Origin of the sequence: Isoptericola variabilis (genome assembly GCF_050311655.1) — a bacterium.
Lineage (GTDB): Bacteria > Actinomycetota > Actinomycetes > Actinomycetales > Cellulomonadaceae > Isoptericola > Isoptericola variabilis.
Genome location: NZ_JBNOZM010000006.1, coordinates 269,047 through 286,506, shown reverse-complemented (window position 1 = coordinate 286,506; position 17,460 = coordinate 269,047). Strand labels below are relative to the sequence as shown.

Genomic DNA, 17,460 nt, shown 5'->3' with positions numbered 1-17,460 from the left:
AGATCGTCACAGGTGCGTGCGGGGCGCGTCATCATTGGGCAACCAAAGGAGGTTGTGGAACTTGCGGTCACGACGTGCGCGAGGCTCCCGGCGCCACCTGACGCTCGGCGGTCAGGTGCTGGCGCTGCAGCTCGCCGTGCTGCTCGTCGTCGTGGCCGCGGCCGCCGTCGTCTTCCTGGGACAGGCCGACGCCGCGTTCCGCGACGACCGCGCGGACCGCCTCGAGGTCGCGGCGGAGGGGCTCGCCGGCATCCCGGCGGTGCAGGCCACGCTCGCCGCGGACGCCCCCGACACCCAGGCGCTCGCGTTCTACCTCCAGACCCGCGCGGCCTACGTCGACGCCCGCAACGCCTACCTCACCGATCCCGAGGGCCGGATCCTCGTCGCCACCGACCCGACCCGTACGGGGGAGCGGCTCGACCTGCCCGCCGACGCCGCCACACGCGCCGGCAGCGGCGACGTCGCCGACGTGGCCGGGCGCTCGATCGCCGCGTGGGTGCCGGTGTACGGCGGCAGCGACCCGGCGCCGGAGCCGAGCGCCCCCGAGCCGGTCGCCGTCGTCGTGCTGGCCGACCCGTACCCGCCCCTGACGGAGCGGCTCTCCGACGCCGGCGGCGACGTGCTCGTGGTGCTCGGCATCGGCACCGCGCTCGCGGCGGCGGGGTCGTGGCTGCTGGCGCGCCTGGTCAAGCGACGCACGCGCGGCCTGGAGCCCGCGCAGATCGCGGCGCTCGCGGACCACCGCGAGGGCGTGCTGCGCTCGATCCGCGAGGGCGTCGTCGTCGTGGGCGACGACGGCGCGGTGAGCCTCATGAGCGACAGCGCGCGTGAGCTGCTCGGGATCCCGGCCGACGCGCCCGACCCGACGGGCCGCCGTCTGGAGGACCTGGGCCTCGACCCCGCCGTCCTCGACCTGCTGCGCGGCACCGACGAGGTGCACGACGCCGTGCTGGTCGCGGGCGACACGGTGCTGGTGCTCAACCGGCGCCGGGTGCTGCACGACGGCCGCCCGTCCGGCACGGTGACCACGCTGCGCGACCGCACCGAGCTGCTGGCGCTGCAGAGCGAGCTGCACGCGCGCGAGAGCGTCACCGAGACGCTGCGCGCGCAGACGCACGAGTTCAGCAACCAGCTGCACACCGTCTCCGGGCTCATCGAGCTGGGGGAGTACGACGAGGTGGGGCGGTTCGTGGAACGGCTCACGCGGCGGCGGGCCGACCTGAGCGACGTCGTGACGACGCGGGTCGCCGACCCGGCGGTGGCGGCGCTGCTCATCGCCAAGGCGACGCTCGCGGACGAGCGGCACGTGGAGCTCGTCGTCGACCCGGGCAGCGCGCTGCCCCGCCTGGACCCCGACCTGTCCGCGGACGTGGGCACCGTGCTCGGCAACCTCGTGGACAACGCCGTCGACGCCGCGGCGTGGGCAGCGGGCCCCGACGCGCGCGGCGTCACGGCGCCGGCCATGGTCCGGGTGCGCCTGGCGCTGGACGGGCCGGCGCACGACGTCCTCGTGGAGGTCGCGGACACCGGGCCGGGCGTGCCGCCCGAGCAGGCGGACGCGATCTTCCGCCGCGGCTGGAGCACCAAGCCGCACGGCGCCACCGGCCGCGGCGTGGGTCTCGCGCTGGTGCACGTGCTGGCGCAGCGCCGGGGTGGCCACGTGACGGTGCACAATGGCGGCGCCCGCGACGGCGAGGAGAACGGTCGCGACGGCAGCGGCGCCGTGTTCATCGCGCGCCTGCCGCAGACCGTCACGGGCACCGGACGGACCGATCAGGGGGTGCAGCAGGCGTGAGCCTCGACGTGCTGGTGGTGGAGGACGACTTCATGGTCGCGTCCATCCAACGCCGCTTCGTGGAGCGGGTTCCGGGGTTCCGGGTGGTCGGCGAGGCGCACTCGGGCGCCGACGCGCTCGCCGCCGTCGAGACCCTGCGCCCCGACCTCGTGCTGCTCGACGTGCACCTGCCCGACATGAGCGGCATCGAGGTGCTGCGCCGTCTGCGCGCGGCGGGCCACGACCTGGGCGTCGTCGTCATCACCGCCGCCCGCGAGGCCGACACCGTGCGCGCCGCGGCGGCCGGCGGGGCCGCGCACTACCTCGTCAAGCCGTTCGCCTCGGAGGATCTCACCGCGCGGCTCCAGGAGTTCCGTCGTTCGCGGGCGGCGCTCGAGGGCCTGGACGACGACGGCGTGGCGGGCAGCCCGGCCGACATCCAGGCCGACATCGACGCCGTCTTCGCCCGCCCGCCGCAGGCCGCGACGCCGCGCGCACCCCTGCCCAAGGGCCTCAGCCCGGAGACGGCGGACGCCGTCCTCGCGGCCCTCGCGGACGGCGCCGAGCTCAGCGCCACCGAGTGCGCCGACGCCGTCGGCGTCAGCCGGGTCAGCGCGCGTCGCTACCTGGAGCACTTCGCGACGACGGGCCGCGCCGCCGTGCGCCTCAACTACGGCACCGCGGGGCGCCCCGAGCGCCGCTACCGGCTGCGCTGAGCCGCTCCCTCCGGTCCGGCGTCGCCCAGCACGCGCGCCGTGATCCGGGGCAGCGCGTCCGTCAGCGCGGCGGGCCGCGGTGTGCGGGTGACGAGCGTGACCCGGACGGCCCCGGGCACCGGTGACGGCACGACCCGGTCGCCCGGTGCGGCGTACCAGCGGGCGGTGAGCTCGGGCACGAGGGCGGGGCAGCCCAGCTCGCGCGCGATGCGGAGCGTGGCCTCGGTGGTGGGGCCGCGGCGCGGGACGGCGCCCAGCGCGGACAGGCGCCGGTGCGTGGTCTCGCCGGCCAGGTCGATGAGGCTGTACACGACCGTGCGCCCCGCGAACGGGCGGCTCCCCGCGGCGAGCGGCGCCACGCCGTCGGGCAGCACGACCACCCGCGGCGACTCGCCCAGCGGCGTGCGCTGCAGCCCGCGCGGCACCGCCATCTGCTCCGCCACGGTGACGATCGCGGCGTCCAGCGTGCCCTCGTGCACCTGCCGGACGAGGTTCGGGCCGTGGTCCACCTCCGGCAGGATCGTGACCTCGGGCAGCTCGAGCTCGACGGCGGTGAGCACCATCGGGCTGAGCGCCTGGATGGTGCCCACGGACAGCGAAGGCGCGGCGACGGCGGCGAGCACCTGGTCGGGCAAAGCGTCCAGGTCGGCGAGGAGCCCGGCGGCCAGGCGGGCGAGCTCGCGGCCGGCAGGCGTGGGCCGGGCGCCGGTGGTGTCGCGGTCGAACAGCGGTGTGCCGAGGCGGCGCTCCAGGGCGGACAGGCGGCGGCTCGCGGACGGCTGCGCGACGAGCAGCTCGCGCGCGGCCGCGCCCACGGAGCCGTGCCGCGCGACCGCCTCGGCGAGCAGCAGGTCGTCCACGCTCAGACGGGAGGTCATGCCCTCAGTGTATGAGCGACGTGCCTGCGTCGCCGTCTACCGGCGGCGGCCGCGGCTGCCGAGGATCGAGGCATGCGTCGTCCCCTGCTGATCCTCACCGCGATCACCTTCCTCACCTGGGTGGGTGCGCGGATCACCGCCGTCGCGCTGCCGCTCGTGGCGCTCGCCGAGACGGGGGAGGCGTGGGCCACCGGGCTCGTGGGCGGCATGTCCGGGCTGCCGCTGCTCACCGTGGGCTGGTGGGGCCGCGGCCTGCGCGAGCGGCTCGTGTCCGGGCGGGCGCTCGCCGTCGTCATGCTGGTCCAGGTCGCCGGGCTCGCGATCGTGCCGGTCGCGGCGCTCGTCGGCCAGGTGGGCGCGGTCAGCCTGTGCGCGTCGGGCCTGGTGACCGGCGTCGCCGGGGCCCTCCTCGGGCCCGCCGAGCGCGCGCTCGTCGCCGACCTCGCGGACGCGGGACGGCACGGCGCCGCGGCGGGGAGGGGTGAAGGGGCCGGCGCGACGGCGGCCCGGTGGCTCGCGTGGCAGGACCTCGCTCACCGCGTGTCGATGATCTTCGCGCCGCCCCTGGGCGCCTGGTTGGTCGTGGCGTGGGGTGCGGAGCCCCTGCTGTGGTGCCAGGCCGCCGTCGTCCTCGTCGCCGCCGGGGCGATGCTCGGCGTGCCCCGGGCCGACGGCGTGCGGGGCGCCGGGAACGTCGAGCGGACGGCGCGGGCGCTCGCCGTCCTGCGCGCCCACCCGCAGGTCGCGGTGGGGATCGTCGCGGCGGGCGTCGGCGGGGTGTGCTGGTTCGGCTTCAGCCTCGGTCTGGCCGTCCTCGGCGTCGAGCACGGTATGCCCGGCGCGCTGATCGCGGCCGGGATGAGCGGGTACGGGGCGACGTCGGTCGCCGCGTCGCTGGCGGCGCCGCTGGTCGTGGACCGGCTGCCGCGCCTCGCGACGGCGGTCGGCACCTGGGCGGTGCTCGGCCTGTCGTTCGCGGCGCTCCCGGCGGTGGTGCCGAGCGTGGCGGGCGTCGCTCTCGTGGCGGCCGTCGGCGGGCTGGCGACGCCGTTCGGGATCGCCGCGCTCAACGCCCTCATCAGCGAGCAGACGTCCGGGGCCGAGCGGCGCGCGGCGTTCACCGCGGAGACCGTGCTGCACTCGGGCGGCGCGTCGCTCGGGCTGCTCGTCGGCGGCGCCGTCATCGGGTGGGTGGGCGCGGGGCCCGCGCTCGTCGCCACCGGCGTCGTGCAAGTCGCGGTCGCCGTCGTCGGGATGGGGGCCGCAAGGCGGCTCCGGGACCGCAGCCGGCGCGCCGTGGGCCCGACCGACGCGCTGCAGGGGCGGGCGCAGGTCGTCCGCGAGGGCGTCGATGCCGCAGGCTAGGGGCATGCGTCTCCTCCTGCTGCGACACGGTCAGACCCCCTCCAACGTGGCGGGGCTGCTCGACACCGGGGCGCCCGGCCCCCGGCTGACCCCGTTGGGCGAGCAGCAGGCTGCCGCCGTCCCGGCCGCGCTGGAGGGGCGGCGGATCGACGCGCTCGCGGTGTCGTCGCTGGTGCGGACCTCGGACACCGCCGGCCCCCTGGCCGCCGCCCGCGACCTGCGGCCCTCGGTGCTCGACGGGCTGCGCGAGGTCGAGGCGGGCTCCCTGGAGATGTCCTCCGCCTTCGACGACCACCACACCTACCTCGAGACCGTGTTTGCCTGGTCGCGCGGCGACCGTTCGCGGCGCATGCCCGGCGGGCCCGACGGGCACGAGTTCCTCGCCCGGTTCGACGACGCCGTCGCGGCGCTCAGCACCGTCAGTCGCGAGACCCGCGACGGCGGCGTCGTCCTCGCCGTCTCGCACGGCGCCGCCATCCGCTCGTGGTCCGGCGCCCGTGTCCGCGGCCTCGACGTCGAGGAGCTGGCGCACACCCCGCTGGCCAACACCGGCCTCATCGAGGTCCAGGGCGACCCGGAGTCCGGCTGGGAGCTCGTGGAGTGGCACCGCGAGCCCGTCGGCGGTGCGCTGCTCGACGCCGTCGTCGCGCACGACCCGACCGGCGAACCCGTCGACGAGTGACAGACGCCCGTCGACGTAGCACCTGGTGACGCTTCGTGCCGAGGAAGCGTCACCAGGTGCTACGTCGACGCGCGAAGGGTGCCAGCATGCTGCTCATGACGACCGTGACGCTGCGCCCGATGACCGCGGCCGAGTTCGACGAGTGGCAGGACGCGTTGGCCGAGGACTACGCGGCGGAGCAGGTCGCCGCGGGCCGGTGGCCGTACGAGGGGGCGGTGCGGCGCGCCCGCGAGGAGTCCGCGCGGCTGCTGCCGCAGGGTCCGGCCACGGAGCGGATGCTCGTCAACCTCGCCGTCGATGCCGACGGGGAGCCGGTCGGGCGCAGCTGGGTGGCGCTGGACCCGCCGCACGCGACGGCGGGGATCGCGTTCCTCTACGACATCGAGGTCGTCGAGGCCCGGCGCGGCCAGGGCCTGGGCCGAGCGCTCCTGACGGCGACCGAGGACGCCGCCCGGCGGGCGGGCGCGACGGCCCTGGAGCTCAACGTCTTCGGGCGCAACGCCGCGGCCGTGGCGCTGTACGACTCGGCGGGCTACGCCGTCGTCACGCAGCAGATGCGCAAGCCGCTCTGACGGTTCGGCGGACCCGGCGCCGCTGACGGGGTCCGCGGTGCTGCCGGTGGCGCCGCCCGGGAGACACTTGGGGGCAGGAATGTCAGCGAGACGAGGAGTCTGAAGTGCCCCAGGGAACAGTCCGATGGTTCGACGCCGACCGAGGGTTCGGCTTCATCGACCTCGGGAACGAGGCGGAGGACCTGTTCGTGCACGCGTCCGAGATCGTCGGCGAGGACGGGCCGAAGCAGCTCCGCGAGGGGCAGGCCGTCGAGTTCGAGGTGGGCGAGGGCGACCGCGGCCCGCAGGCGCGGCGCGTGCGGGTCACGGGCGACCGGGCCGCCGACGCGCCCGTGGGCGTGCTCGGCACGGTCGCCTGGTACGAGCCGGCCAAGGGGTACGGCTTCATCACCCCCGACGGCGGCCGCGGCGAGGTCTTCGTGCACAGCTCGGCCATCGTCACCGGCGGGGCGATCTCCGAGGGTCAGCGGGTGGCGTTCCTCGTCGTCGACGGCGAGAAGGGGCCGCAGGCCGACCACCTGCTGCCCCTCGCGGCGGAGGCGGCGGCGCCGTCCTCGGACGGCGGGGACGGCACCGTGTCCTGGTTCGACGACGTCAAGGGCTTCGGCTTCATCGCGCCCGACGCGGGCGGCGGGGACGTCTTCGTCCACGTCAACGCTCTCGGCCCGGGCCTGACGGGCCTCTCCGAGGGCGCCCGCGTGACGTTCGACGTCGTCGACGGCGACAAGGGCCCGAACGCCCGCGACGTGCGCCTCGTGCGCGGCGCCGGTGCGCGCGGGGGCGCGGGACGCGACCGCGACCGGGACCGTGACCGTGGCCGGTCGGGCCGCCCCGCCGCGTCCGGCGGTCCGGTGCGCGGGGGCGAGGGCACTGTCGCACGCTACGACGCGGACCGTGGCTTCGGCTTCATCACGCCCGACGCGGGCGGCGCGGACCTGTTCGTGCACGTGTCGGTCGTGCAGGACGCCGAGTTCCTGGAGGAGGGCGACCGGGTCCGGTTCAAGGTCCGCCAGAGCGACCGGGGGCCGCAGGCCGACCGCGTCGAGCTGATCTGAGCACCGGTCAGACCACCAGGCTGCTCGGGCCGCCCCGGCTGTTCGCTCACGGCGAACAGCCGGGCCTGCCTGCGGGAATATCGACGCCCGGAGCAAGGTTGAGCCAAACAGACTCAACTTTGGCGCCCACGGTTTGCGAGGCGCGGACGCCGAGATTTACGTTGAGTGCAGTTGACTCAACCTCGGGCGCACAGGCGCCCGGACGTACGCATGGAGGCAGCACACATGGCTCGAGCAGTCGGTATCGACCTGGGTACCACCAACTCGGTGGTCGCCGTCCTGGAGGGCGGCGAGCCCACCGTCATCGCGAACGCGGAGGGGTCGCGCACGACGCCGTCCGTCGTCGCGTTCTCCAAGACCGGCGAGGTCCTCGTCGGTGAGGTGGCCAAGCGCCAGGCGGTCACCAACGTCGACCGCACCATCTCGTCGGTCAAGCGCCACATGGGCACCGACTGGTCGGTCGAGATCGACGACAAGAAGTACACCGCGCAGGAGATCTCCGCGCGCGTGCTCGGCAAGCTCAAGCGCGACGCCGAGGAGTACCTGGGCGAGCCCGTCACCGACGCGGTCATCACCGTCCCGGCGTACTTCAACGACGCCGAGCGCCAGGCGACCAAGGACGCCGGCCAGATCGCGGGCCTCAACGTGACGCGCATCGTCAACGAGCCCACTGCGGCGGCCCTCGCCTACGGCCTGGAGAAGGGCAAGGAGGACGAGCTCATCCTGGTCTTCGACCTGGGCGGCGGCACGTTCGACGTCTCGCTCCTCGAGGTCGGCAAGGACGAGGACGACTTCTCCACCATCCAGGTGCGCGCCACGTCCGGCGACAACCGCCTCGGCGGCGACGACTGGGACCAGCGCATCGTGGACCACCTCATCAAGCAGGTGAAGAACACCTCGGGCGTCGACCTGTCCAAGGACAAGATCGCCCTGCAGCGTCTGCGCGAGGCGGCCGAGCAGGCCAAGAAGGAGCTCTCGTCCGCGACGAGCACCAACGTCTCGATGCAGTACCTGTCGATGAGCGAGAACGGCCCCGTCCACCTGGACGAGAAGCTCACGCGGGCGCAGTTCCAGCAGATGACGCAGGACCTCATCGACCGCACCAAGGCGCCGTTCCACGCGGTCATCCGCGACGCCGGCATCTCCGTCTCCGACATCGACCACGTCGTGCTCGTGGGTGGCTCCACCCGCATGCCGGCCGTGACCGACGTCGTCAAGGAGCTCACCGGCGGCAAGGAGCCCAACAAGGGCGTCAACCCGGACGAGGTCGTCGCCGTGGGCGCGGCCCTGCAGGCCGGCGTCATCGGCGGTGAGCGCAAGGACGTCCTGCTCATCGACGTCACCCCGCTGTCCCTCGGCATCGAGACCAAGGGCGGCGTGATGACCAAGCTCATCGAGCGCAACACGGCCATCCCGACCAAGCGCAGCGAGATCTTCTCCACGGCGGAGGACAACCAGCCGTCCGTGGCGATCCAGGTCTTCCAGGGCGAGCGCGAGTTCACCCGCGACAACAAGCCGCTGGGCACGTTCGAGCTCACCGGCATCGCCCCGGCGCCGCGCGGCGTCCCGCAGATCGAGGTCACCTTCGACATCGACGCGAACGGCATCGTGCACGTGTCCGCCAAGGACCGTGGCACGGGCACCGAGCAGTCGATGAAGATCACCGGCGGGTCGGCCCTCCCCAAGGAGGACATCGACCGCATGGTGAAGGACGCCGAGGAGCACGCCGCCGAGGACAAGAAGCGTCGCGAGGAGGCGGAGACCCGCAACCAGGCCGAGGCCTTCGCGTACTCGATGGAGAAGCAGATCGCGGACAACCGCGACAAGCTCCCCGCCGACGTCGTGACCGAGGTCGAGGCGGACATCGCCGGCGTCAAGACCGCCCTGGAGGGCGAGGACGCCGACGCCGTGAAGACCGCGTACGAGAAGCTCGGCGCGTCCTCGCAGAAGATCGGCCAGGCGCTCTACGCCACGGCCGAGCAGGAGCAGGCCGCGGGTGACACCCAGGCGGCCGAGGACGACGCGACCGCCGCCGCGGGCGCGACGTCCGCTCCCGACGAGGACGTGGTCGACGCCGAGATCGTCGACGACGAGGACGACAAGAAGTGACGGACGAGAACACGCCGGGAACCCCCGAGCCGGAAGGCTCGGGGGACACCCCGTTCCAGTTCACGGACAAGCGCAAGGTCGACCCCGAGTCGGGGGCGGCCCGGGAGCCGTCCGGCGGCGAGGGCACGCCCGAGAGCCCCGACCCGCTCGCGGCGCTCGACTTCGAGCCCGAGGGCGAGGCCGCCGAGAGCGCCGAGGTCCTCAAGGCCAAGGCGGAGGCGGCGGAGCACCTGGACGCGCTGCAGCGCGAGCGGGCGTCGTTCACGAACTACCGCAACCGGTCGCTGCGCGACCAGGAGGCGGCGCGCACCCAGGGCACGCAGGACGTGCTGGTCGCGCTGCTGCCGGTGCTCGACGACATCGAGCGCGCCAAGCAGCACGCCGAGCTGTCCGGGCCCATGGCGGCCATCGCGGAGAAGCTCGACGCGTCGCTGGCGAAGTTCGGCATCGAGCGCTACGGCGTCGTCGGGGAGGAGTTCGACCCGACGCTGCACGAGGCGCTCATGCACAACGTGGACCCCGACGCGACGGCGACCACCATCGCGATGGTGGTGGAGCCCGGCTACCGCATCGGTGAGCGGGTCGTCCGCGCGGCCCGCGTGGGCGTCGTCGGGCCCGAGTGACGAACGAGTGACAGGGAGGTCCGGGTGGGGCGTGCCGAGACCGGCGTGCCCCGCCCGGGCCCTTTCGACGAGGATGATGAGATCACGAGCATGACCAGGAAGGGGGCGTCGTGACAGGTCAGGACTGGATCGAGAAGGACTTCTACTCCGCGCTCGGCGTCCCCAAGGACGCGGACGACGCGGCCATCAAGAAGGCGTACCGCAAGCTCGCGCGCCAGTACCACCCGGACCAGAACCCGGGGGACGCGTCGGCCGAGGCGAAGTTCAAGGAGATCGGCGAGGCGTACGCCGTGCTGTCCGACTCCGAGCAGCGCCAGCAGTACGACGCCGTGCGCGCCATGGCCGGCGGCGGTGCCCGCTTCGCGGCGGGGCCAGGCGGCGGTGGCGGCAACGGGTTCGAGGACGTCTTCGGCTCCATGTTCGGCGGCGGCGCCGGCCCGAACGTGCGCTACCAGCAGTACCCGCAGGGCGGGGCCGGGGGCTTCGAGGACATCCTCAGCTCGATGCTGGGCGGCCAGGGCGGCTTCCGCGGGGGTCGGCAGCGCGCCGGCTTCACGACGCCGCAGAAGGGCCCGGACGTCGCGGCCGAGACCACGTTGCCGTTCCGCACGGCCGTGGAGGGCGCCACCGTGGAGTTCACGGTGGACGGCCGCAAGGTCAAGACGAAGATCCCCGCCGGGGTGAACGACGGCCGCAAGCTGCGCATCCGCGGCAAGGGTCGCCCGGGCTCGGGCGGCGGCGACGCCGGCGACCTCGTGGTCACCGTGCACGTCGCGCCGCACCCGGTGTTCACGCTCGACGGCGCGAACCTGCGCATGACCGTCCCCGTGACGTTCGCGGAGGCCGCGCTGGGCACGACGGTCGAGGTGCCGACGCTCGACGGGCACACCGTGCGGCTCAAGGTGCCGGCGGGCACGCCCACCGGCCGCGTGCTTCGGGTCAAGGGCCGCGGCGTGAAGGCCGCGAAGACGCAGGGCGACCTGCTCGTCACGGTCCAGGTGGCCGTGCCGCAGAAGCTCAGCAAGAAGGCGAAGGAGGCGCTCGAGGCGTTCGCCGCCGAGAGCGACCACGAGGACGTCCGGGCCGGGCTCGCGCAGCGCGCGGCGGAATGACGCGGCGCGTCGTGCGGCGGCGAGGGAGGTAGCGATGGTCACCGAGGACGCGCCGGTGCTGACCGTGTCGCAGGCGGCCCGGCTCGCGGGCATGCACCCGCAGACGCTCCGGCAGTACGACCGCCTCGGGCTGGTCACGCCGCGCCGCACCGCCGGCCGCGGCCGCCGCTACTCCCAGCGCGACGTCGCGCGACTCCTCGAGGTGCAGCGACTCGCGCAGGTGGAGGGCATCAACCTCGCCGGCATCCGGCGCATCCTCGACCTGCAGGAGCACGTCGCCCAGCTCGAGAGTCGTCTCGCCGCGCTGGCGATGCAGCCGGGCGGCCGCGTGTTCACCGCCGGCACGACGGGCGACGTCGTCGTCGTGCGCCGCGGCCAGCGCGTGCGCCGCGCTGAGCGGGCCGAGCTGGAGGCGGAGGAGGGCGCCCTGGTGCTGTGGCGCCCCCACCGCCGCGCCTGACGACTTTCCGCAACGCAATTCTTGGCTAATTCGCGAGGCAATCGGTAAGGCGTTCCTTATTCGATCAGGCGTGAATTCCTTCTTGCATTCGCTGTGCATTTTCGTGCGCGAGGAATATCGTGGTCGAAGGCGGCGAGAGCCGGCGTCGAGCGGCGAGGAGCGCACCATGAGCACGCTGATGGAGATGCCCGAGGTCACCGAGTGCACGGTCGAGGGCTGCGGCTACAACCACGACCACGGCTGCCATGCGGGGGCGGTGACGATCGCGGGCCACAGCGGCGACGCGGCGTGCGCCACGTTCATCCCGCTGAGCTCCAAGGGCGGCCTCGAGAAGGTCGTCGCCCACGTGGGCGCGTGCCAGCGCGGCGACTGCGTCCACAACAGCGACCTGGAGTGCGCGGCGTCGGCCATCCGCGTCGGGCCCGGCCCGGACGACGAGAGCCACGCCGACTGCCTCACCTACGCGCGGGGCTGACCCGCGCGGCGACCCGGGCCGGCCGTTACCGGGCCAGCTGCGTCAGCAGCTCGACGGCGGCCGCGTGCGACGTCGGGAGGCGCTCCACCCACACCCGGGTGGGGCGCCTCAGCACGTCCCCGAGACCCATGAGCGCGGCGTTGCGCTCCACCACCCCGCGGGTGGCCTTGGCCAGGTCGGGCACCCCCGTGTCGCGGCGGGCCAGCACGGTGAACACGCCGTCGGCGAGGGCGGCCATCGGGTGGCCCTCGCCGTAGACCTGCTCGAGGGCGCGGCCGACGGTCGCGGAGCGCGCGGCGCGGTCCCACGGGGCGAGCCCGTCGACGGCGACGTCGACGACGACGAGGCAGTGCGTGTCCGGCACCCCCGGCTCCGCGCCGACGGCGGCGCCGTACGTCTCGCGCAGCCGCTCGGCGAGGTACTCCCGGGTCGGCAGCCCGGAGCTGGGGTCGCGCAGCGAGCCGAGCGCCGGCTCGGAGTCCCGGCCGCGCACCCAGCCGACGGCCACGGCGCGGATCGCGTCGGGGTCCGGCGGGCGGTGGGCGGAGCGGTACAGGCACTCGACGTCGTCCAGCGTCTCGCCCAGGCCGACGCCCGCCCGTCCGCGCGCGGCGCCCAGGCGGTGCGCGGCGGCGTGGGGGGAGCGGCCGTCGTCGAAGGCCTCGACGAGCGCGTCCACGGCGGGGTGGTACCAGTCGTCGGGACGCAGCCACACCTCGGCGAGGCTCGTCGCCCGCCAGCGGTCGATCACCTCGGAGACGTGCTCGGGCGCATCGTTCTCGGGCGCGCCGCGGGGGCCGCTCGTGGACCGGTTCATGATGATGGGACCGCCATGGGTAGCCATCATGACGCAGTTGTCCGCCACTTTCACCGGTAGGTGCCCCGGGATAGCCCTCTCCGCTGCCTGAGGCACGGAAAACTGCGGGAATCCTGCGCTATTCCTGGGGAATTTCACCCCGGGGGCCGGGCGGGGAGCACGTAGAGTACGGGAGTCTGCGCGGTCGGGTGCGCAGGGCAGCCAGAGCGAGGTCGGCCATGACGGACGTCTACGTGGGGTCGGACGACTCGGCGCGCAGCGACGCCGAGCTGATCCTCGACGTGCGCGGCGGAGACCTCGAGGCGTTCGGAGCCCTGTACACGCGGCACGTCCCGGCGGCGCGGGCCGTGGCCCGGCAGTACGTGCGGTCGTCGGCCGACGCGGACGACCTCGTGTCCGAGGCGTTCCACCGGGTGCTCGACGTGCTGCAGCACGGCGGTGGCCCCGACGCGACGTTCCGGGCCTACCTGCTCACCGTGGTGCGGCGCCTCGCCGCCGACCTCGCGCGCGGCGTGAAGCGCACCCGCCCGACGTCCGACGACGGCACGTTCGAGGCGGCGCTCGGACTCGTGGACCCCACCGACGTCGCCACGTTCGAGGGCTTCGAGCACTCCGTGGTGAAGAACGCCTACCAGGCGCTGCCGGAGCGCTGGCAGGCCGTGCTCTGGTACACGGAGATCGAGGGCCGGGCGCCGGCCGAGGTGGCCCCGATCCTCGGGCTGACGCCCAACGGCGTGTCCGCGCTCGCCTACCGCGCCCGCGAGGGGCTGCGGGTCGGCTACCTGCAGGAGCACCTGACCCACGCGCCCACCGACGGCTGCCGCGCGGTGAACCCGCTGCTCGGCGCGTACGTGCGCGGCGGCCTCGCCCGGCGCGAGGTCGCGAAGGTCGACGCGCACCTCGAGACGTGCGCGGAGTGCCGGTCGCTCGTCCTCGAGCTCGGGGACATCGCCCACGGGATGCGGGCGGTCGTGGCCCCGCTGGTCGTCGGGCTGGCAGGGCTCGCAGTCGTGGGAGCGCTCCCCATCGGTGGTGCGCTCGGCGGCGCCGTCGCCGCCGCCGGGAGCACCGCGGGCGCCGGGAGCTTCGTCGGTGGCGGGAGCATCGGCACGGTCGCGGGCACCAGCACGGCCGCGAGCGGCACCGTCGGGGCCGCCTCCGTCGGTGGGGCGAGCATCAGTGGCGGCGCGGGGCTCTCGGGCGCCGCGGCCGGGACGACGGCGGTCGCGTCCGCGGGCACGACGGCGGCGGGAGCCGCCACGGCCACCGCGGCGACGGCCGCGACGGCGGGGACCACCGCGGTGGCGACGGCGGGCACGGCGGCCGCCGCGGGTGCGGCGGTCGGCACGGCGGGCGTCGCCGCGGCCGCGAGCGCGGTCGCCGTCGCCACCGTGGGGGTCGTCACGGTGCTCAACGCGCTCGGCGGCAGCGAGGAGCCGCCGGTCCTCACGCCGGCGCCGGTGACCGTCCAGGGCGCCCCGTGGACGCCGCCCGGGGAGCAGCCCGGCGACGGCGCGGTCCAGCCGGCCGACGACGACCCCGTCGAGCCCATCGCCGACCCGACCAGCCCGACCAACCTGCTCGGCACCACGCTGTTCGCGCCCGTGGCGAGCCTCCAGGTGGCCGCGGCCTCGGCGCCGCTCGAGCCCCGCACGGCGCAGCCGCTGGTCCTCACCGTCAGCAACACCGGGAAGGCGGCCGCGAGCTCGACCGTCGTCGAGGTCGCCCTGCCGGACGGGGTCGACCTGGCGCTGCCGCAGGCGCCGGCGGGCGCCGCCGCCGGCGACCCCCTGGCCGCGCCCGACGCCCTCGCCACCCCGGCCGGCCCCGGCGCCGCACCCGGCACCACCTCCGCTGCCAGCGGAGCCCTGTCGTGCGCCCCCGCGGACGCCACCGGCCGGACGGCCCGCTGCACGGTGGGCACCCTCGAGCCCGGTGAGTCCCGCGACGTCTCCGTGCCGGTGCGCGCACGCGCCGGCGGCAGCTACCCGATCGGCGCGGCGGTCTGGGCGGACGGCGTCGGCCGGCAGGACGTGGCGCTGCCGCCGACGACCGTGCGGCCCTTCGGCGCGGAGCTCACGGCCTCCGCCGGCGACGCGGTCCCGGTCTCCAACCCGGGCGCCGCGTGGGTGCCCGTCGCCGTGCGGAACACGGGTGACCAGCCCGCGACCGCCTGGTCCGTGCAGCTGGACGTGCCCGCGGGGCTGCGGCCGGTGGCGTCGGACGGCGACCTCGTGTGCGTGCCGGGCGCGGCGGGCGACGGCGGTGCGGTCTGGACCTGCGTGGCCCGGCCCGACGCGGCCCCGCTGGCCCCCGGCGAGCAGCGGTCGGTGCGGCTGCGCGTCGTGGCGGACGGCTCCGCGGCGCCGGGCGCGGTGGCGGTCGCCGCCGTCCCGCAGCTGCCCGGTTCCCCCCACACGGTGGGCGGCAGCGCGGCCGTGACGGTCGCGAGGTCCTGGGCGGGGGCCGCGTCCGGCGCGCGCGCCGTCCAGGCCCGGTGCGAGGCCGTCGGCGGGGTGGGCACCGCGTCCGCGGTGGTCGAGGGCACCTACGTCAACCTCACCGACCAGACGCTCACGGTCCGCCTCGAGGCCGCCGGGGATTCCGCCCCGGCCGCGCGGTCGGTGGCGCCCGGGGAGTCGGCCACCGTGCGCGTGCCCGACGGGCTCCGGGTGCCCGCGGGCGGCGCCACCTGGTCGGTCGCGACGACGCTGGCCGGCGAGACGTACCGCACCAGCGTGCCCGCCGGGAACCACTCCTCCGCGGAGTGCTACGACCCGAGCTGGGACGTGGCGACCTCCGCGCAGACGACGAACGTCGACGGCCTCCTGCAGGTGCGCGGCACGCTGACGAACACCGGCACGGAGGCGATGCGGGTGGAGATGGCGGCCGCCGGCGTCACCACGGAGCCGCAGCGGGTGGCCGCGGGAGAGAGCGCCACGTTCGTCGCCGCCACCGACCGCACCGCGCTCGGCGCGGGGGCCGCCGAGTTCCGGCTGTACCGGTGGGTGGCCGACCGCGACGGCGACGAGCCCGCGCAGGGTGTCGTGCCCGCCGTCGCCCCGACGGCGTCGTACGACGCCGCGACGCTCGCCCCCGCCGTCGGCGGCCCGGTGACGCTCACCGCGGCCGCGTGCCGGTTCGACGACGCCGCCGACACGTCGTGGCGCACGGTCACCGTGCCGGTCGACAACACCGGCTCCACGCACGCCGTGCGGTTCGCGGTGACCGGCGGGGCCGGGGACGGGCGGTCCGCGACGGTGGGCGCCGGGGCGACGGGCGCCCTGACGGTGTCCGTGCCGTGGGGCACCCGCACCCTGGCACTGACCGCCGACGGGCGCTCCCTCGCGACCGTCGACGTCCCGGCGTTCGAGAGCTGCGCGACCGTGAGCTGGCCGGACGCGGTGGACGTCTCCGCCGCCACGCGCTGCGTCGACGACCAGGCGCAGGTGGAGGTCGCCGTGCGCAACCGCGGCGCGGTCGCGTGGACGGCGGCGCTCGGGGGCGGGGACGGGACGGCCGTCGAGCCCGGCTCCACCGCCACGCTCCGCACCGCCCCGGGCGGGCTGACGGCCGAGGCCGGGCAGGTGACCGTGCGGCTCGGCCGCGAGATCGAGGGCGCCCGGCGGACCGTGGATCGGACCGTCGACCACGACGCCGTGTCGTGCGTCGTCGTCGACCCGCAGGCGCGGCTGGACCCGGGCGCCGTGCAGGTGGAGAAGGAGCGGCGGCGCTCCACGTCCACCCGGCCGGTGACGGTGGTGCTCGACAACACCGGGTCGTCGGTGCCGCAGGACTTCACCGTGCGCGGCTCGAACGGCGCGTCCGTCGACGTGACGGTGCCCGCGCGGAAGAGCGTGACCGCCGACGGCGGCACCGTGCGGGGGCGCGACGGCGCCACCTACACCGTGCGGGCCGGCGACTGGTCGGTCGAGCTCGTCGTCGAGCCCTTCACCGGCACGACCGGCTGGTGCGCGGACCGGGTGCGCCGGGGCGGCGAGTACGCCGTGGGCGACGTCGCGTCGTGGCGCGGCGCGAACTACCGGTACGTGGGCAAGGACGGGGCGCAGGACCGGCGCCACGGCCACGGGCAGGGCCACGGGTGGGGCCGGGCGTGGGAGCGGGTCGGCGACTGCGAGTACCGCTGAGCCCCGCAGGCCCGGGACCCGTCAGACGATGCCGTACAGCCGGTCCCCGGCGTCGCCGAGGCCGGGGACGATGTACTTCTGGTCGTTGAGCCGCTCGTCGACGGCGGCCACCACGATCTGCACGTCCACGCGCGAGCCGACCGCGTCGTCGAGCACCTTCAGCCCCTCGGGCGTGGCGAGCAGGCACACGGCGGTGACGTCGCGGGCGCCGCGCTCCAGGACGTAGTCGATGGCCGCGACGAGCGTGCCGCCGGTGGCGAGCATCGGGTCGAGGAGGAAGACCTGCCGGTCGGTGAGGTCGTCGGGCAGGCGGTTCGCGTACGTGACGGCCTCGTAGGTGGACTCGTCGCGCTGCAGGCCGAGGAAGCCGACCTCCGCCGTCGGGATCATGCGCGTCATGCCCTCGAGCATCCCCAGCCCGGCCCGCAGGATCGGCACGACGATGGGGCTCGGGTCGCTGAGGCGCACGCCCGTGGTCGTGGTGACCGGGGTGCGGATCTCCTTCGGCTCCGTGCGCACGTGCCGCGTCGCCTCGTAGGCGAGCAGGGTCACGAGCTCGTCGACGAGGAGACGGAACGTCGCCGACGGGGTGTTCTCGTCGCGGAGGACGGTGAGCTTGTGGTCCACCAGCGGGTGGTCGGCGACGTGCAGGCGCATGGCCCCACGGTACCGGC

Annotated in this window: 15 protein-coding genes; 12 read left to right on the top strand and 3 right to left on the bottom strand. The window is 75.3% G+C overall.

Annotated features, from left to right (window positions below; translation table 11 throughout):
- The first annotated feature begins 61 nt into the window (after positions 1-61).
- On the top strand, positions 62-1,795 hold the full coding sequence (locus tag ACQP60_RS15185) for a sensor histidine kinase (protein ID WP_429734249.1): 1,734 nt from the start codon (positions 62-64) through the stop codon (positions 1,793-1,795).
- Complete coding sequence (locus ACQP60_RS15180) at positions 1,792-2,490, top strand: response regulator (RefSeq protein ID WP_429734247.1); 699 nt, start codon at positions 1,792-1,794, stop codon at positions 2,488-2,490. Before ACQP60_RS15185 ends, ACQP60_RS15180 begins: the two co-directional genes overlap by 4 nt.
- Here ACQP60_RS15180 and ACQP60_RS15175 read toward each other — a convergent pair.
- Complete coding sequence (locus ACQP60_RS15175) at positions 2,475-3,368, bottom strand: LysR family transcriptional regulator (RefSeq protein WP_429734245.1); 894 nt, start codon at positions 3,366-3,368, stop codon at positions 2,475-2,477. The genes ACQP60_RS15180 and ACQP60_RS15175 overlap by 16 nt on opposite strands.
- Before the next feature lie 72 nt (positions 3,369-3,440).
- Between ACQP60_RS15175 and ACQP60_RS15170 the strand changes: the two genes are divergently transcribed.
- The 9 genes from ACQP60_RS15170 to ACQP60_RS15130 all read left to right on the top strand — a co-directional run bounded on the left by ACQP60_RS15170 (position 3,441) and on the right by ACQP60_RS15130 (position 11,821).
- Entirely contained in the window at positions 3,441-4,733 is a 1,293-nt protein-coding gene (locus ACQP60_RS15170) for an MFS transporter (RefSeq protein ID WP_429734243.1), read from the top strand.
- Between the two features lie 4 nt (positions 4,734-4,737).
- On the top strand, positions 4,738-5,415 hold the full coding sequence (locus ACQP60_RS15165) for a histidine phosphatase family protein (RefSeq protein WP_429734241.1): 678 nt from the start codon (positions 4,738-4,740) through the stop codon (positions 5,413-5,415).
- A gap of 86 nt (positions 5,416-5,501) precedes the next feature.
- Complete coding sequence (locus ACQP60_RS15160; RefSeq protein WP_429734239.1) at positions 5,502-5,987, top strand: GNAT family N-acetyltransferase; 486 nt, start codon at positions 5,502-5,504, stop codon at positions 5,985-5,987.
- Positions 5,988-6,091: 104 nt separating this feature from the next.
- Positions 6,092-7,042, top strand: coding sequence for a cold-shock protein (locus ACQP60_RS15155; RefSeq protein ID WP_429734237.1), 951 nt, complete (start codon positions 6,092-6,094; stop codon positions 7,040-7,042).
- A gap of 225 nt (positions 7,043-7,267) precedes the next feature.
- Positions 7,268-9,151: a molecular chaperone DnaK gene (gene dnaK / locus ACQP60_RS15150; protein WP_429734235.1), complete on the top strand. Its 1,884-nt coding sequence runs from the start codon at positions 7,268-7,270 to the stop codon at positions 9,149-9,151.
- Entirely contained in the window at positions 9,148-9,774 is a 627-nt protein-coding gene (gene grpE / locus ACQP60_RS15145; RefSeq protein WP_429734233.1) for a nucleotide exchange factor GrpE, read from the top strand. The genes dnaK and grpE overlap by 4 nt, the downstream gene beginning before the upstream one ends.
- Before the next feature lie 110 nt (positions 9,775-9,884).
- Positions 9,885-10,886 (top strand): DnaJ C-terminal domain-containing protein, encoded by a 1,002-nt coding sequence (locus tag ACQP60_RS15140; protein ID WP_429734231.1) that lies wholly within the window; start codon positions 9,885-9,887, stop codon positions 10,884-10,886.
- Between the two features lie 34 nt (positions 10,887-10,920).
- Positions 10,921-11,346: a heat shock protein transcriptional repressor HspR gene (locus ACQP60_RS15135; protein WP_429734229.1), complete on the top strand. Its 426-nt coding sequence runs from the start codon at positions 10,921-10,923 to the stop codon at positions 11,344-11,346.
- Between the two features lie 166 nt (positions 11,347-11,512).
- Positions 11,513-11,821, top strand: a complete 309-nt coding sequence (locus ACQP60_RS15130) for a DUF1540 domain-containing protein (RefSeq protein WP_429734227.1) — start codon at positions 11,513-11,515, stop codon at positions 11,819-11,821.
- A gap of 25 nt (positions 11,822-11,846) precedes the next feature.
- On the opposite strand, the gene ACQP60_RS15125 is transcribed toward ACQP60_RS15130, so the two are convergent.
- The gene (locus ACQP60_RS15125) at positions 11,847-12,638 is read right to left on the bottom strand and encodes a hypothetical protein (RefSeq protein WP_429734225.1); all 792 of its coding nucleotides are present in this window, start codon (positions 12,636-12,638) and stop codon (positions 11,847-11,849) included.
- Between the two features lie 218 nt (positions 12,639-12,856).
- Between ACQP60_RS15125 and ACQP60_RS15120 the strand changes: the two genes are divergently transcribed.
- Complete coding sequence (locus ACQP60_RS15120; protein WP_429734223.1) at positions 12,857-16,786, top strand: sigma-70 family RNA polymerase sigma factor; 3,930 nt, start codon at positions 12,857-12,859, stop codon at positions 16,784-16,786.
- A 21-nt stretch (positions 16,787-16,807) separates the two neighbouring features.
- Here ACQP60_RS15120 and upp read toward each other — a convergent pair whose 3' ends face one another.
- Positions 16,808-17,443 carry a uracil phosphoribosyltransferase gene (gene upp / locus ACQP60_RS15115; protein ID WP_429734221.1) on the bottom strand — a complete coding sequence of 212 codons (636 nt, stop codon included), beginning with the start codon at positions 17,441-17,443 and terminating at the stop codon, positions 16,808-16,810.
- Positions 17,444-17,460 lie beyond the last annotated feature (17 nt).